Source organism: Rahnella sp. JUb53, assembly GCF_004346065.1.
Classification (GTDB): domain Bacteria; phylum Pseudomonadota; class Gammaproteobacteria; order Enterobacterales; family Enterobacteriaceae; genus Rahnella; species Rahnella variigena.
Genome location: NZ_SLYT01000001.1, coordinates 741,918 through 758,288, shown reverse-complemented (window position 1 = coordinate 758,288; position 16,371 = coordinate 741,918). Strand labels below are relative to the sequence as shown.

Annotated in this window: 16 protein-coding genes; 9 read left to right on the top strand and 7 right to left on the bottom strand. The window is 50.5% G+C overall.

Features of this window, described 5'->3' with window-relative positions; genetic code table 11:
• The first annotated feature begins 73 nt into the window (after nucleotides 1–73).
• Together ansA and pncA are read left to right on the top strand one after the other, a co-directional pair.
• The gene (gene ansA, locus EC840_RS03540) at nucleotides 74–1,087 is read left to right on the top strand and encodes an asparaginase (protein ID WP_132963993.1); all 1,014 of its coding nucleotides are present in this window, start codon (nucleotides 74–76) and stop codon (nucleotides 1,085–1,087) included.
• A gap of 12 nt (nucleotides 1,088–1,099) precedes the next feature.
• Nucleotides 1,100–1,729: a bifunctional nicotinamidase/pyrazinamidase gene (gene pncA / locus EC840_RS03535; protein ID WP_129638164.1), complete on the top strand. Its 630-nt coding sequence runs from the start codon at nucleotides 1,100–1,102 to the stop codon at nucleotides 1,727–1,729.
• A gap of 69 nt (nucleotides 1,730–1,798) precedes the next feature.
• On the opposite strand, the gene EC840_RS03530 is transcribed toward pncA, so the two are convergent.
• The 3 genes from EC840_RS03530 to msrB form a co-directional block, all read right to left on the bottom strand.
• Complete coding sequence (locus tag EC840_RS03530) at nucleotides 1,799–2,401, bottom strand: LysE family translocator (RefSeq protein WP_129639404.1); 603 nt, start codon at nucleotides 2,399–2,401, stop codon at nucleotides 1,799–1,801.
• 100 nt (nucleotides 2,402–2,501) lie between these two features.
• On the bottom strand, nucleotides 2,502–2,774 hold the full coding sequence (locus EC840_RS03525; RefSeq protein ID WP_112288468.1) for a DUF1315 family protein: 273 nt from the start codon (nucleotides 2,772–2,774) through the stop codon (nucleotides 2,502–2,504).
• A 97-nt stretch (nucleotides 2,775–2,871) separates the two neighbouring features.
• The gene (gene msrB, locus EC840_RS03520; protein ID WP_129638163.1) at nucleotides 2,872–3,285 is read right to left on the bottom strand and encodes a peptide-methionine (R)-S-oxide reductase MsrB; all 414 of its coding nucleotides are present in this window, start codon (nucleotides 3,283–3,285) and stop codon (nucleotides 2,872–2,874) included.
• Nucleotides 3,286–3,635: 350 nt separating this feature from the next.
• Here msrB and gapA point away from each other — a divergent pair, with 350 nt between their 5' ends.
• A complete protein-coding gene (gapA, locus tag EC840_RS03515; protein ID WP_165353128.1) occupies nucleotides 3,636–4,634 on the top strand; it encodes a glyceraldehyde-3-phosphate dehydrogenase in 999 nt (332 codons plus the stop codon).
• A 167-nt stretch (nucleotides 4,635–4,801) separates the two neighbouring features.
• Nucleotides 4,802–5,671 (top strand): D-hexose-6-phosphate mutarotase, encoded by an 870-nt coding sequence (locus EC840_RS03510; protein WP_132963992.1) that lies wholly within the window; start codon nucleotides 4,802–4,804, stop codon nucleotides 5,669–5,671.
• A gap of 85 nt (nucleotides 5,672–5,756) precedes the next feature.
• Here the strand turns inward: EC840_RS03510 and EC840_RS03505 are convergent, their stop codons facing one another.
• Together EC840_RS03505 and EC840_RS03500 are read right to left on the bottom strand one after the other, a co-directional pair.
• Nucleotides 5,757–6,611 (bottom strand): aldo/keto reductase, encoded by an 855-nt coding sequence (locus EC840_RS03505; protein WP_132963991.1) that lies wholly within the window; start codon nucleotides 6,609–6,611, stop codon nucleotides 5,757–5,759.
• 119 nt (nucleotides 6,612–6,730) lie between these two features.
• The gene (locus EC840_RS03500) at nucleotides 6,731–7,480 is read right to left on the bottom strand and encodes a MipA/OmpV family protein (protein WP_112288463.1); all 750 of its coding nucleotides are present in this window, start codon (nucleotides 7,478–7,480) and stop codon (nucleotides 6,731–6,733) included.
• A gap of 543 nt (nucleotides 7,481–8,023) precedes the next feature.
• Here EC840_RS03500 and yeaG point away from each other — a divergent pair.
• The 3 genes from yeaG (at nucleotide 8,024) to EC840_RS03485 (ending at nucleotide 11,720) form a co-directional block, all read left to right on the top strand.
• Nucleotides 8,024–9,958: a protein kinase YeaG gene (gene yeaG / locus EC840_RS03495; protein WP_015697208.1), complete on the top strand. Its 1,935-nt coding sequence runs from the start codon at nucleotides 8,024–8,026 to the stop codon at nucleotides 9,956–9,958.
• A 34-nt stretch (nucleotides 9,959–9,992) separates the two neighbouring features.
• Nucleotides 9,993–11,267 (top strand): YeaH/YhbH family protein, encoded by a 1,275-nt coding sequence (locus EC840_RS03490; RefSeq protein ID WP_112288462.1) that lies wholly within the window; start codon nucleotides 9,993–9,995, stop codon nucleotides 11,265–11,267.
• A gap of 153 nt (nucleotides 11,268–11,420) precedes the next feature.
• On the top strand, nucleotides 11,421–11,720 hold the full coding sequence (locus tag EC840_RS03485) for a DUF1471 domain-containing protein (RefSeq protein ID WP_112288461.1): 300 nt from the start codon (nucleotides 11,421–11,423) through the stop codon (nucleotides 11,718–11,720).
• A gap of 145 nt (nucleotides 11,721–11,865) precedes the next feature.
• On the opposite strand, the gene EC840_RS03480 is transcribed toward EC840_RS03485, so the two are convergent.
• Nucleotides 11,866–12,630: a DUF481 domain-containing protein gene (locus EC840_RS03480; protein ID WP_112288460.1), complete on the bottom strand. Its 765-nt coding sequence runs from the start codon at nucleotides 12,628–12,630 to the stop codon at nucleotides 11,866–11,868.
• 469 nt (nucleotides 12,631–13,099) lie between these two features.
• Here EC840_RS03480 and nadE point away from each other — a divergent pair, with 469 nt between their 5' ends.
• Together nadE and EC840_RS03470 are read left to right on the top strand one after the other, a co-directional pair.
• Complete coding sequence (nadE, locus tag EC840_RS03475) at nucleotides 13,100–13,930, top strand: ammonia-dependent NAD(+) synthetase (protein ID WP_129638160.1); 831 nt, start codon at nucleotides 13,100–13,102, stop codon at nucleotides 13,928–13,930.
• Nucleotides 13,931–14,080: 150 nt separating this feature from the next.
• Nucleotides 14,081–15,277 (top strand): multidrug effflux MFS transporter, encoded by a 1,197-nt coding sequence (locus EC840_RS03470; RefSeq protein ID WP_132963990.1) that lies wholly within the window; start codon nucleotides 14,081–14,083, stop codon nucleotides 15,275–15,277.
• A gap of 9 nt (nucleotides 15,278–15,286) precedes the next feature.
• Here the strand turns inward: EC840_RS03470 and dadX are convergent, their stop codons facing one another.
• Nucleotides 15,287–16,360 (bottom strand): catabolic alanine racemase DadX, encoded by a 1,074-nt coding sequence (gene dadX, locus EC840_RS03465; protein ID WP_132963989.1) that lies wholly within the window; start codon nucleotides 16,358–16,360, stop codon nucleotides 15,287–15,289.
• Nucleotides 16,361–16,371: the final 11 nt, after the last annotated feature.

The window sequence follows — 16,371 nt, the reverse complement described above, 5'->3', positions numbered from 1 at the left end:
GGTGGGACACCCGTCGCGAAGCCTTTATACTTAGCGCAGTTGCTTTCACCTTTCTAAAAAAAGAACATCGTCGATGACTAAAAAATCTATTTACGTTGCCTACACCGGCGGCACAATCGGTATGCAGCGTTCTGAACAGGGTTACATTCCGGTTTCGGGACATTTACAGCGTCAGCTGGCACTAATGCCTGAATTCCATCGTCCTGAAATGCCTGAATTCACCATTCAGGAATATGCGCCACTAATGGATTCTTCCGACATGACACCGGAAGACTGGCAGCATATCGCCGATGATATTCAGGCGCATTACGACGAGTACGACGGTTTCGTCATCCTGCATGGCACGGATACCATGGCGTTCACCGCTTCTGCGCTGTCGTTCATGCTGGAAAATCTCAGCAAGCCGGTAATTGTGACAGGGTCACAAATCCCGCTAGAAGCGTTGCGTTCTGACGGACAGATCAACCTGCTTAACTCGCTGTACATCGCGGCGAACCATCCGGTCAACGAAGTCACCCTGTTCTTCAACAATCGTCTGTATCGCGGGAACCGCAGCACCAAAGCACACGCAGATGGTTTTGATGCCTTTGCCTCGCCGAACCTTTCGCCGCTGCTGGAAGCCGGGATCCACATCCGCCGCCTTTCTACGCCGTCGCTGCCTGTTGTTCCCGCCGCAAAGCTGAAAGTACACCACATCACTCCGCAGCCTATCGGCGTGGTAACGATTTATCCGGGAATTTCCGCGGAAGTCGTGCAGAACTTCCTAATGCAACCGGTGAAAGCCCTGATCCTGCGCTCTTACGGTGTCGGTAACGCGCCTCAAAAAGGCGATTTGCTGAAAGTGCTGAAAGACGCGTCCGAACGCGGCATCGTGGTGGTTAATCTGACCCAATGCATCTCAGGGCGCGTCAATATGGGCGGCTATGCGACCGGTAACGCGCTGGCGCACTCGGGCGTGATCAGCGGGTTTGATATGACCGTCGAAGCGGCGCTGACCAAATTGCATTATCTGCTCAGCCAGACACATACTCAGGAAGAAATCCGCGAACTGATGCAGCAGAACCTGCGTGGCGAACTGACCGAATAAATAAGGGACGATATGAAATCTGCTTTGTTGCTGGTCGATCTGCAAAATGATTTTTGTCGCGGCGGCGCGCTGGCGGTCACTGACGGCGATGATACGGTTGCGGTTGCTAATCAGATGATGGCGTGGTGTAAAAACCAGGGCATCCCGGTGCTGGCATCACAAGACTGGCATCCTGCCGGTCATCGCAGCTTTGCCACTAACTCGCACGCAGAGGCCTGGACATCGGGCGAACTGAACGGGTTGCCGCAAGTCTGGTGGCCGGTTCACTGTGTTCAGCAGGAACCCGGGGCTGAGTTTCATCCTGCCCTGAACCTGCCGCTGGTAGACTTCGTCGTACAGAAAGGCACAAATCCGGACATCGACAGTTACAGCGCCTTTTACGATAACGGGCACCGCGCAGCAACAGTGCTGAACGACTGGCTGAAAGCGGCGCAGGTAACGCATCTGTACGTGATGGGACTTGCCACCGATTACTGCGTAAAATTCACTGTGCTCGACGCACTGGAACTGGGTTATCAGGTGACGTTGCTGACCGATGGTTGTCGTGGCGTGAACTTACAGCCGGAAGACAGCGCACAAGCGGTTGAAGCGATGCGGGCTGCAGGGGTAAAGGTCAGTACGTCCGGGGCAGTGACCGCGTGAATTTTATCGTCCTGCTAAAGGAATAGCAGGACGATAAATAACAGCGAAATCTTTAACCCGCCCACCACTTCAATGCAGAAAACTACTCAGCGCAAAAACAACCAGTAATCCCCCACCTGCTATATTCACGACCTTTTTCAGGGTAACGGTGTTTATCTTATTCGCAGAGAAAATAAGAGCTCTGCTGACAGCGATAAGCCAGACGAACATCACCGCAATATGCACGGTCGCCAGAATCATATAATGACTGATTTCACCCTGGCTGCCGGCAAATTGCGACACCACAGTGAGATAAAACATGATGGCTTTTGGGTTGAGTACATTAGCGAGCCAGGCATCTTTTAATGTCACCGCTGACCCGCTGCTATCGAACACCATTTCACGCGCATTGAGGCCACTGCGGATAAGCTGGATCCCCAGCCAGAGCAGATAGGCTGTGCCTGCGATTTTCAGAATTGTGAATAGCGTCGGGGATGCCACCAGCAAAGAGGTTATGCCCAGCCCGATAAAAATTGCATGGGTATAAATGCCGAGAGCGGTTCCGGTGAGCGTCTTAAAAAGCCCTTTCCGTCCGCCTGACAGCGCACTGTTCATGGCAAGCGTAAAACTTGCACCGGGAGACAGTGCAACGGGAAGTAGTGCGGGGATAAAACCAGCTAAATTGATGTCCATATTGGGATAAAATTGAGCGTTTATTCCTTTATTATCTGAAGGTAACATCAATTTCAAAAGGCGCTTTGTAGCGCCATTTTTTATTCTGCTGAAGCAGTCGTTACTCAGGTTTCAGCTTTATCAGCGTTTCCTGCGCAAACTGCTGTTTCAGTTCCTGCTTACTTTTGGTGACGATCTGCCCGTCAGTGCCGATGCTCATGTGCTGAGCGTCCACGTTGTGACGTGACTGATACAACATCACGGCCTGCAGGCTGTGGTCTTTCTGTTCCGGCGTCAGCGCCACGCCATCTGGCCACTTGCCGAGTTCAACGGCCTGCACCAGGCGTGCATAGATTTCCGGTGTCATTACATCAATGAGTTGATTAATTTCCATCTGACTGAGCCCTCAGCTCCACGCTATTATTCAAACGGTTTGGAATAATAGCTGAATCGATTTTGTCGGGTAAATTACATCGTACTTTTAAGGCACTCTACCCGGCGGTTATGTCACCACTCTGACCATCAGTAAATCGCATTGAGGCCGAATTCACACAGTAACGTTCGCCTGTCGGCTTAGGACCATCCGGGAAAACGTGGCCCAGATGCGCTTCACACCCTGAGCAGCGTATCTCAATGCGTTGCATATTATGTGCTTTATCAGTGAGATATTTAATGGCATCGGGTTGTACTGGCTGATAAAAACTTGGCCAGCCGCAGCCGGAATCATATTTAGTATCGGAATAGAACAACGCAGTTCCACAGACTACGCAATGATAAATGCCTTCACGGCGGTTGTGCAGTAACTTTCCGGAGAAAGGAGGTTCTGTTCCGTGATCTTGCGTGACATAACGTTGAATTTCAGTGAGTTGCTCGGGTGCAGGGGAAGATTTGGTTATGATGCTCATGTTTATCGTTCTCTGACGAATATAAAAATCAACTAAAATAACAGTTTATAATAACAAAAAATTAACAACAGGTCTGCCCCTTTTGGCCTAAACTGTATGGCATCAGCGTTACCTGACTCGCAACTTGTGATGGCGATCACACTCCTGATGTTCCGGTACTTTATATTCAGTTTTTCGCCCCCATGTGGTTGTAAGCCGATTAAGAAAACGGAACGTGCAATAAGCGAGCAATAGTAGGTCGTCGCTTTGACTTACAGCAATAATTGACACGATTCCGCTTGACGCTCAGCAAGGTTTTTGTAATTTTACAACCAACCTTTTATTCACTAAAAAAATAGCTGGTGGAATATATGACTATCAAAGTAGGTATCAACGGTTTTGGCCGTATCGGTCGCATTGTTTTCCGTGCTGCTCAAGAACGTTCTGACATCGAGATCGTAGCAATCAACGATCTGTTAGACGCGGACTACATGGCATACATGCTGAAGTACGACTCAACTCATGGTCGTTTCAACGGTACTGTTGAAGTTAAAGACGGTCACCTGGTTGTTAACGGCAAAACCATCCGTGTTACCGCTGAGCGTGACCCAGCTAACCTGAAATGGAACGAAGTTAACGTTGACGTTGTAGCTGAAGCTACTGGTCTGTTCCTGGATGATGCGACTGCTCGTAAGCACATCACTGCAGGCGCTAAGAAAGTTGTTCTGACTGGTCCTTCTAAAGACAACACCCCAATGTTCGTTATGGGCGTTAACCATAAAGAATATGCAGGTCAGGAAATCGTTTCTAACGCATCTTGCACCACTAACTGCCTGGCACCACTGGCTAAAGTTATCAACGACAACTTCGGTATCGTTGAAGCGCTGATGACCACTGTGCATGCAACTACCGCAACTCAGAAAACTGTTGATGGCCCGTCTCACAAAGACTGGCGCGGCGGCCGCGGCGCATCCCAGAACATCATCCCTTCTTCTACCGGTGCTGCTAAAGCAGTAGGTAAAGTAATCCCAGCTCTGAACGGTAAACTGACTGGTATGGCGTTCCGCGTTCCTACCCCTAACGTTTCTGTTGTTGACCTGACTGCACGTCTGGAAAAACCAGCGTCTTACAAAGAAATCTGCGCAGTAATCAAAGCAGCTTCTGAATCAGGCGACCTGAAAGGCGTTCTGGGTTACACCGAAGACGACGTAGTATCTACCGACTTCAACGGCGAAAAACTGACTTCCGTATTCGATGCGAAAGCAGGTATCGCTCTGAACGACAACTTTGTGAAACTGGTTTCCTGGTACGACAACGAAACTGGCTACTCCAACAAAGTATTGGATCTGATCGCTCACGTTTCCAAATAATTGGCAATGTGAATGAACTGATTGAAGGGCGACGCAAGTCGCCCTTTTGCTTTCTGTCGGATGCACTTTTTTATCAGCACATGAGTGCGATCAAACAGAGGGATTGGGTTCATGTGTAGTCTTGGTTCAAAATCTTAGAAGTTTTAACCCTGACAGGACTTTAGATAATGACAGAACAACTCTTTTCTCTTCCAGTCGTAAACCAGATCACTACCTCCGTCAGCCAGCGTCTTATCGACGAACTGCCGGTGCTCGTTGTTACCCATCCGAAAGTTCGTGCTGCGATTGCCCTGCAAGGTGCGCATTTGCTGTCATGGCAGCCTGAAGGTGAAGAACCTGTGCTGTGGATGAGCAGCGCCAGCGCGTTCAAAGAAGGCGTTGCTATTCGTGGCGGTATTCCAATTTGCTGGCCGTGGTTTGGTCCGGCAGGTAAACCCTCACACGGTTTCGCCCGTAACATGGCATGGGAACTCACGGATCACCAGGAAACTGACGAAGGCGTTGTTCTGACCTTAACGCTGAAAAGCTCTCCTGAAACACTGGCTCTGTGGCCGCACGAATTTACGCTGATCGCACGCTTCACGCTCGGCGCAACCTGCCATATCGAACTGGAATCTACCGGTGATTTCGACGCAAACAGCGCCCTTCACACTTATTTCAATATCGGTGATATTGCCAGTGTGAGCGTCAAAGGTCTTGGCAACCACTTTATCGATAAAGTCGATGGCGCAAAAGCCAAACAAACCGAAGGCGACCTCACCTTCACTGGCCAGACTGACCGTATCTATACCCAGCCGCAGGCTACCAGTGAAATCGTCGATCCGGTGCTGAAACGCACGCTGGTTATCGCACACGAAAACAATTCAGACGTTGTTGCCTGGAACCCAGGTTCTGAATTGTCTGTCAGCATGGCGGATATGCCAGACGACGGCTACAAAACCATGGTCTGCGTCGAAACCGCGCAGGTTTCAGACAAACACATTTCTACGCATGCCGCACCGGCGCGCCTGGCGGTGACGTTCTCCATACGCAGATAATCGCTTTGAGATTGCAGCCTGGATGACAAAGGGGCCAAAAGGCCCCTTTTTGCTGTCTGATGCATGATGAAAGGAATTGAAGATTTCAGACCATTTCCAGCGGCGTTTTATGTTTTGGTGCCGGAAAAGCGGCGTCAATTTGCGCTATTTCCTCCTGAGACAAATCGAGCGTCATCGCTTCGGCATTATCTTTTACATGCTGCGGTTGCACGGCTTTTGGGATCGCAATCACGTTCCCCGAGCGGATCACCCAGGCCAGCGCAATCTGTGAACTGCTGACGCCCCGCTCTTTCGCGATATTCTGCATCACCGGTGACGTCAGCACGTCGTGGCGTAACTTTCCTGCCTGAGCCAAAGGACAATAAGCCATCACCGGCACGCCGTGTTCTTCGCACCACGGCAGCAAATCGAATTCAATGCCACGCGCAGCCGCGTGATACAGCACCTGATTCGTCATACATTGTTCGCCACCGGGAATTTGCCACAGCGCTTGCATGTCGTCAGTATCAATATTGGAGACGCCCCAGCGACGGATTTTGCCTGATTGTTGTAATTTCTCCATCGCGGCAACCGTGTCATGTAGCGGGATCGAACCACGCCAGTGCAACAGGTAAAGGTCTATATAATCGGTTTGTAATCTTTTGAGGCTTTGCTCACAAGCTGTTATGGCTTTCGCGCCACCGGCGTTGTGCGGATAGACTTTGGATACCAGAAACACATCATCCCGCCGCCCTGCTATCGCTTCGCCGACCACTCGTTCCGCGCCACCGTCTGCATACATTTCTGCTGTGTCGATCAGCGTCATACCGGCATCCAGCCCTTGTCTTAACGCATTCACTTCAGCGCGAATATCACTGTTTCGCTCCCCCATATACCAGGTGCCTTGTCCGATTGCGGGTACAGTTTTCCCGTCTGGGAATTGCACGGTTTTCGCTTTCATCTGTTTCCTCCGGTCGGGTCGTGAGTCTCTTTGTCGATAAAGTTGATGAGCCATAAATGTGCAAATGGGGCGAAACGCCCCATTGATGTGCAATGCCAGCACCGTAACGGTGCATTGCATCAGAAGGTGTAAGTGACACCTGTCCAGACAATCGCTGAATATGACTTATCGACCATCGGGCTATCTTTAACTTCATCCGCTAAACGAATATAGCGACCAGTGAAGAATGCCTGCCAGTCACGGGTGAAATTATAACGAGCAGAAAGCTCAGCGTATGGGCTAAAACTATCATCAGCCGAATAGCTGCTCAGACCGCTGCGACGTGATTCACCTTTAGTCACACCATAGTAATAGTCATTCTGATTGCTGCTGTTGAACATCACACCGAACCCAGGCACCAGCGCCCAGTTATCCTGATGGATTGGATACAGATAAGCAGCGTCCGCGACCAGACCATTACTGTTGTTCAGTACATCACCATTGAAGGTCGCGCGCAGCGTACCCCAGTCTTCAATATGTGAATACGCCAGACCAGCGTATAACGTGCCGCGACGTTTGTTCAGATGTTTCATCTGATGATCATCGCTGTCATCCGGGTCAAACCCAAATGGAACGTATGTCGTCGTAACGCTGAACTTATTCCTGTCGTCTTTCCACAGGTAGTAACCCGCAGTCAGTGATTTGAAATAGAAATCATCACCCTCATAAGACACCAGCGGTACCGGATAAACTTTGTTGTCATATCCACGATACGGGTTGACGTCACCCAATGCTGATGCGCCAAGTGACCAGGTGCCAGCCACGGCTGCATGGCTGCAAAGCACTGCCGCGCCCACGATGGACAGTGTTTTAAGGTTTGAAATTTTCATTGTCTTAATTCCATTAAGTAAAAAATCGTCGCTAGTGTAAATGAACGTTAAACATTGCGCTTAGCATTTACAGTTTTTCAGAATGTCCTGAACCGGTTTCATTACGTAAAACAGAGGCGATCGCATAATTTATCTGCAAAATATGAAATAAAAATGACTAAAGAAACAACATCCGCGCTGCAAAGCACGCCCTGTAAGGCTTTCCAGAGCATTTCCGACAACTGAGTCATTGATATGGCTTAAAAAACGCCCAACCCATAGAGGAAATTTTCTTAATGCCAAACTACGCTTATAAATAGATGAAAGACTTAGCCTGAACGGTTGCCCGTCCCACCGGGTCTGACAGTAAACAAATCATTGTGACTGTCGGCTTTGAAGGGTTCTGCAAGTTGGCATAAGGGTTGCTGTAATTCAGGTGGGAGATCTTTCTTCCGGGAGCGCTGAAAAAGCTCTCATTAACCTGTGCTATATCCAACTCGTTGGAATTGCGGTCAAACAGCGGTTCCAAGGACGAAGGGTAAAATAACGAAGGACGGGCATCGTATGAACATATTTGACCACTATCGCCAGCGCTATGAGGCTGCCAAGGACGAAGAGTTCACACTGCAGGAATTTCTTACCATTGCACGGCAAGATCGCAGTGCTTATGTCAATGCGGCGGAACGTCTGTTGATGGCAATCGGTGAACCAGTGATGGTAGATACCGCGCTTGAACCACGCCTGTCGCGTTTATTCTCGAACCGTGTTGTTGCACGATACCCTGCATTTGAAGAGTTTTACGGCATGGAAGAGGCTATCGAACAGATTGTCTCCTACCTGAAACACGCCGCGCAGGGCCTGGAAGAAAAGAAACAAATCCTCTATTTACTGGGCCCGGTGGGTGGCGGTAAATCGTCACTGGCCGAACGGCTGAAATCCCTGATGCAACGTGTACCGATTTATGTGCTGAGCGCTAATGGCGAACGCAGCCCGGTAAACGATCATCCTTTGTGTTTGTTTAACCCGCAGGAAGATGCGCATATTCTCGAAAAAGAATACAACATTCCTCCGCGCTATCTCGGCACCATCATGTCGCCATGGGCGGCAAAACGCCTGCATGAATTTGGCGGTGACATCACCAAGTTTAAAGTGGTGAAAGTCTGGCCGTCTATTCTTGAACAAATTGCCATCGCCAAAACGGAACCGGGCGATGAAAACAATCAGGACATCTCTGCGCTGGTCGGGAAAGTGGATATCCGTAAACTGGAAAACCACGCCCAAAACGATCCTGACGCTTATGGTTATTCCGGTGCGCTGTGCCGTGCAAACCAGGGTGTGATGGAATTCGTCGAGATGTTCAAAGCCCCGATTAAAGTGCTGCACCCGTTACTGACTGCGACGCAGGAAGGTAACTATAACGGTACCGAAGGGATCTCCGCCCTGCCGTTCAACGGCATTATTCTGGCGCACTCCAACGAATCTGAGTGGGTGACGTTCCGTAACAATAAGAATAATGAAGCATTCCTTGACCGTGTGTACATTGTGAAAGTGCCTTACTGCCTGCGCGTGTCTGAAGAGATGAAAATCTACGACAAACTGCTCAGCAACAGTGAACTTTCCCATGCTCCGTGCGCGCCGGGAACTCTGGAAACGCTCGCGCGCTTCTCGATTTTGTCGCGGCTGAAAACACCTGAAAACTCCAGCAGCTATTCCAAAATGCGGGTTTACGACGGTGAAAGCCTGAAAGATACCGATCCGAAAGCCAAGTCCTATCAGGAATACCGCGACTATGCGGGTGTGGACGAAGGTATGAACGGGCTGTCGACGCGTTTCGCGTTTAAAATCCTGTCCCGCGTTTTCAACTTTGACCATGCTGAAGTGGCCGCCAACCCGGTTCATCTGTTCTATGTTCTGGAACAGCAAATCGAGCGCGAACAGTTCCCGCAGGACATCGCTGAAAAATACCTGGAGCACCTGAAAGGCTATCTGATCCCGAAATACGCTGAGTTCATCGGCAAAGAGATCCAGACGGCTTATCTGGAATCATATTCAGAATACGGACAAAACATTTTCGACCGTTATGTGACGTACGCTGATTTCTGGATACAGGATCAGGAATATCGCGACCCGGATACCGGACAACTGTTCGACCGTGAATCGCTGAATGCTGAGCTGGAGAAAATTGAAAAACCGGCCGGTATCAGCAATCCAAAAGATTTCCGCAACGAAATTGTCAACTTCGTGCTGCGTGCCCGCGCTAACAATAGCGGCCGCAATCCAAACTGGACCAGTTACGAAAAACTGCGCACGGTCATTGAGAAAAAAATGTTCTCAAATACCGAGGAATTACTGCCAGTTATCTCGTTTAACGCCAAGACGTCGACCGATGAACAGAAGAAACATGATGATTTTGTCGACAGAATGATGGAGAAAGGATATACACGCAAACAAGTTCGCTTGCTGTGTGAATGGTACCTGCGCGTAAGAAAATCCTCGTAACAGAGGATCGTTGGCAACGTCGTTTGGGGGAAATATGACGTATTTCATTGACCGTCGACTGAATGGCAAAAACAAAAGCGCGGTGAACCGCCAGCGCTTTTTGCGCCGCTATAAGTCGCAAATCAAACAGTCGATTGCCGAGGCCATCAACAAGCGTTCGGTTACCGACGTGGACAGCGGGGAGTCGGTTTCGATCCCCAATGCTGATATCAACGAACCCATGTTTCATCAGGGTCGCGGTGGCTTACGCCACCGTGTTCACCCTGGTAATGACCACTTTGTGCAGAATGACCGTATCGAACGACCGCAAGGGGGCGGTGGCGGCGGCAGTGGTCAGGGAGAAGCCAGTCAGGACGGTGAAGGCGAAGATGAGTTTTCGTTCCAGATCTCCAAAGACGAGTATCTCGATCTGCTGTTTGAGGATCTTGCACTGCCAAACCTGCGTAAAAACCAGCATAAACAGCTTAACGAATTCAAAACCCACCGCTCCGGTTATACGTCTAATGGCGTACCGGCCAATATCAGTGTGGTGCGCTCTTTGCAAAACTCGCTGGCCCGCCGCACGGCGATGACCGCGGGTAAAAAACGGGAGCTGCGTGAGCTGGAATCGACGCTGACCGAGGTCGAGCACAGCGAACCGGCACAGTTACTCGAAGAAGAACGGCTGCGTAAAGAAATCGCCGAGTTGCGGGCGAAGATCGCGAAAACACCGTTCATTGATACCTTCGATTTACGCTATCGCAACTATGAGCGTCGCCCTGAGCCGTCAAGCCAGGCGGTGATGTTCTGTCTGATGGATGTCTCCGGTTCGATGGATCAGGCGACCAAAGACATGGCCAAACGTTTCTATATCCTGCTCTATTTGTTCCTGAGCAGAACCTATAAAAACGTCGATGTGGTCTATATTCGTCACCATACGCAAGCCAAAGAAGTGGATGAACAGGAGTTCTTCTACTCACAGGAAACCGGCGGGACCATCGTTTCAAGCGCACTGAAACTGATGGATGACGTCATCAGGGAACGCTACGATCCGGCGCAGTGGAACATTTATGCCGCGCAAGCTTCCGATGGCGATAACTGGGCTGACGACTCCCCTCTGTGCCACCAGCTTCTGGCACAGAAGATTTTGCCGCTGGTGCGTTATTACAGCTACATCGAAATCACCCGCCGCGCCCACCAGACGCTGTGGCGTGAATACGAAGTGTTGCAGGAGAAATTCGATAATTTCGCCATGCAGCATATCCGCGAACAGGAAGATATTTATCCGGTGTTCAGGGAGCTATTCCATAAGCAGGTTCAGGACCACTAATCTTTAGCCTTTCAAAACAGCGGATTATTTATTAATGACCCGCTGTTTTTTTATCTCTTACAAAATCTCATCAGACTTGGGGTATTTTTTGAAATACCGTCTAAACTTCAAAAGAGCAAAGCAATTACTTACCTCTACAAAAGGACGCTGTATATGAAAAAAATTACTTTAGCTACTACCCTGCTGATCTCTGCATTTTCTTTCAGTACTTTCAGTGCATTAGCTGCCGATCAGGTATCCAAAGAAGAAGTCGCCCACTTTAAACTGGTCAAAATCGGCAACATCCAGGTGGCTGAATCCGGCGGGAAAGTCGGTTCACCAAGTGAGTTGCACGATGAGCTCTCAAAGTTAGCGGATGAAAAAGGCGGTAAATATTACCATATCATTGCTGCCGGCCAGAAAGGCCCGAACTTTGAAGCAATAGCCACAGTATATAAAGACGCAGAGAAATAATATCTGCTCAGAAATAACGAAACCACGCCTGAGTGCGTGGTTTTTTTTTAGCGCAAAAACCTGCACGTCACACAGAAAATAATCCATAAAAAAAGCCAGAGGAATAATCCCTCTGGCTTTCTTGCATCATTTCCCGAAGGGGAAATTACATGCCGTACACCAGGTTTACAGACGTCACGGTATCGGTTTTATCCGGCGCGCTGGCTGGTGGTTTGGTGTTATAGGTTACGTCATACGCCACTTTCAGGGAGAAGTGGGAGTTGATCGCAACGGTCAGCGCAGTTTCAGAGTTCAGCGTGGTTTCATCGTTCGCTAAAACTGAAACGCCCTGCGTGAAGCGAGCAGTGTCGCTGATCTGGTAACCGTAAGTGCCGGAAGCATAAGCCAGGGCACGGGTGGTATTACCGCCCTGCTGGAATTCATCATGACGAACACCCGGACCCGCTTCCAGGTTCAGCGTGTGAACCGGACCGCTCCAGATCTGACGACCATAACCCAATGTACCGACAGTACGTGAACGGTAACCGTTGTAACGGTCGCTCAGCCAGCTACCCTGACCGAAAACATAGTTCGCGTTATCAAGATTATAACGGGTACGACCACCGGCCTGGTACTTCTCGGATGAACGCACACCGGAAGAAGAAGTATTACGTGCAGAACCCCACAGGCTGTAAGCCGTGTTGGTATCAAACCAGGTCATGGTGGTATCAGCATTCAGCGTGGAGTTGCTGGTGTTACCAGTTTGCGCACTGTAACCCGCCTGAACGTTACCCTCGAAAGGCTTTTTCGCCTGAGCAGGGTCATCTAACGCAGTGAAGATGGTGGTGTCTGCAAGGCTTGAGATACTGAACAGCGCTGCACCACAGACGATGGCACAAGCTGGTAGACGACGTACAACCCGAAAAAACATTTTGTTTCCCCAATAAGACTTAAGGCAAATAACGACATTAAAACCACACGATGTATGCCATTAATTAGGATCCATTAATCAAGCCTGGCAACTCCATTTCGATGGCACATACATACAAATATTTCTACCGCAACAAATATAACGCACTCAGCCCAGGATATCTTAATAAAGCGGCTTTTTTAGATAGTTCCGAATGACATATATTTCCTGCAATAGAAATATACGGAATCATTACATTTCCTTTCATTGATTTCTTATTTTCAACTTCAGTCAGTAATTACTCATCGCGTGCCACACTTTACTTCTTTCCTGCCGCTTTGGTTCGAAATGTTGCAAGCCGGCAGCGTACAGATTTCCGCCGAACTCTTCGCTGAATCTTGTCCTTTTGAGCGATGCGGGGTAGTTTTATCCTGATAACGTCTTATTTTTGCCTCGGGTTCCTCGAAGGCAGCCTTCAGTAGGAGTGGTCATGGCTTTACAAAAAGAGATTATTCAGGCTCTGCACGTTAAACCGCATATCGATGCCGCACAGGAAGTTCGTGTCAGCGTCGATTTTCTCAAAAGTTATCTGCTGGCCCATCCGTTCATCAGGACACTGGTGTTGGGTATCAGCGGCGGGCAGGATTCTACTCTCACCGGCAAACTTTGCCAAATGGCAATTAGCGAATTACGCGCAGAAACTCACGAAGCCGATTATCAGTTCATCGCTGTCCGTTTGCCGTATGGCGTGCAGGCTGATGAATCCGACTGTCAGGATGCCATCGCGTTCATCCAGCCTGATCAGGTTCTGACCGTCAATATTAAGAATGCCGTACTGGCAAGCGAAGCGACATTGCGCGAAATTGGTATTGAGCTGAGTGATTTCATTAAAGGTAATGAAAAAGCCCGCGAACGCATGAAAGCGCAGTACAGCATTGCCGGAATGAAAAAAGGTGTGGTGGTCGGAACTGACCATGCGGCAGAAGCCGTGACCGGATTCTTCACCAAATACGGCGATGGCGGTACTGACATTAACCCGATTTTCCGTCTGAACAAACGTCAGGGTAAAGCGTTGCTTAAAGAGCTCGGTTGCCCGGAACATTTGTATACCAAAGCACCGACGGCGGATCTGGAAGAGAACCGCCCTGCTTTGCCGGATGAAGTTGCTCTTGGCGTGACCTACGAGCTGATCGACGATTATCTCGAAGGCAAAAAAGTCGACGATAAATATGCCACGATTATCGAAGGCTGGTATCTGCGTACAGAACACAAACGCCAGCCACCGGTCACGGTGTTTGATGATTTCTGGAAGAAAAAATAATCTTTCTTGTATCTGTGCGTTAACGGACACTGACAGGTGTCCGTTTTTTTTCACAAGTCCTTCCGGCACGATTATCACAAGCTACTTTCCATTCTTTAACTAAATCATTACCCTTAGCCTCCCTTCGGATGACTGACAGTGATGTTTTCAATGCAAAAATTCCTTTTCCTGCTGCTGAGCCTGGTACTGCTTGGCCCTCTGGGTATCGACCTTTACCTTCCGGCGATCCCGGCGATTGCTCTGGGTCTGAACAGCACCGAGGCGGTCATTCAGTCCTCAATTTCACTTTTCATTCTGGTGATGGGCCTCGGCCAGCTGGTTGCCGGGCCGCTGGTTGATAAATTCGGACGCCGTCCCATCGCCATCATCGGCGTGGTGATTTATCTGGCAGGCGCGATCGTCGCCGCTACAGCCATCGCACCGTGGATGTTTCTGCTCTCGCGCGTCATTCAGGGGCTGGCAGTCTGTTGTACATCGGTGGTGATTTTCAGCGGGGTTCGTGACCGGATGAGCGGCAACGATGCCGCCCGCGCGTACGGTTTTCTCAACGGCACGCTCAACATCATCCCGGCTCTGGCGCCGCTGATTGGCGGACTGATTGCCCAATATTATGGCTGGCGTGCACCGTTCTGGGCGCTGGCGGGGTATACGCTGGCGGTTTTGCTGCTGGTCATTTTCAAATTGCCGGAAACCCGTCCCGAAGGAACGCAAAACAATACCGGACTGCCGTTCCGTCAGTACGCACGTATCTTGTTTAATGCCCGCTTTATCACTTTCGCACTGGTTAATGCCGGCGCAATGGGTATGGCACTGACGTACGTTTCGCTGGCACCGACGGTACTGATGAATATTGCCGGACTCACCCCACTGGAATTCTCCCTGGTGTTCGGCGCAAACGGATTCTGGATCATGGGGATGAGTTTTATCGCTAACCGCATTATCCGCAAGGTAGGACGTCCGGTATGCCTGAAAACGGGCGGGATTCTGATGTTTATCGGCTGCATCGGGCTGATTGCCGGGATAACGCTGGTTCCGCCTGCTGAACAGACCGCAACCTGGTTGTATATGCTGCCAGTGGCCAGCGCCTGCGCCGGTCTGGCATTCCTGATGGGGCCTGCAACCAGCTATGCGCTGGAACCATTCTCTGCCGAAGCAGGTGTCGCTTCCGCACTGGTCGGTTCGGTGCAGATGGCCGGTGGCGCGTTGCTGGGCTTTATTGCGATGGCGTTGCCGTTGCAGCCAAAGCTGAGTCTGGCGCTGGTGATGCTGGCGGGAGGGTGTCTGGCGATGCTGGCACGTCGCGCCAGTAAGAAATCGACGGGCCGTCTGACCCGTCTGGAACAATAACCGCTCTCTTTAATCGATTGTCGTCACCGGTACGCGGGGTGCCAGCGCACTCAGCAGCTCATAGCCCAGCGTACCGCATGCCGTCGCCACATCATCTACCGGCAAATGATTACCCCATAACTCGACCGGTGAACCGATTTTCGCCTGCGGACACGGCGTAAGATCAACAGCCAGCATATCCATGGATACCGTCCCCACCGTGGTTGTGCGCACGCCATCCACCCACACAGGTGTTCCGGACGGCGCATGGCGCGGATAACCATCAGCATAGCCACAGGCGACCACCCCTACGCGCTGCGAGCCGCTCACGTGATAACGGCCGCCATAGCCAACGCGGTCACCCGCTTTAAGCTCCTGCACGGCAATCAGCTCGCTTTTTAACGTCATCACCGGTTGCAGACCAGTATCAGCGATATCTTTCCACTCACCGCTTGGCGATGCACCATAAATAATAATGCCAGGGCGCACCCAGTCATAATGGGTTTGAGGATGCCACAAGGTCGCCGCCGAGTTCGCCAGGCACCGTGGCCCGCGGATATTTTGTCCGGCCAGATTAATCGCCGCCATCTGGGCATCGACACCTTCCACACTGTCGGCGGTAGCAAAATGGCTCATCAGGGTGAGTTCGCCAACTTGTTTCAGTTCACTCAGCTGTTGCCACACAGCGCCCGCCCGCTCGGGGGGAAACCCCAGACGGTTCATGCCACTGTTCACTTTCAGGTAGATCTCAACCGGCTGACTCAATTGCGCTTCAGCCAGTGCTTTAATTTGCCAGTCACTGTGAACGGCAGTCGTCAGACGATATTTATCAACGATCATTAAATCCTGAGGAGTGAAAAATCCCTCAAGCAGCAGAATCGGCCCCTGCCAGCCCGCTTCACGCAGCAAAATAGCTTCGTTGAAATCAAGTAATGCAAAGCCATCGGTGGAGGACAAACTGCGCCAGATGCGCGAAATCCCGTGCCCGTAGCCATTGGCTTTGACAACAGTCCAGACCTTGCTGTCAGGGGCAAAGGCACGAATGATGTTCAGATTTTGGGTTAATGCGGAAAGAGATAATGTGGCAGAAATCGGGCGAGGCATACCGGCTCCGG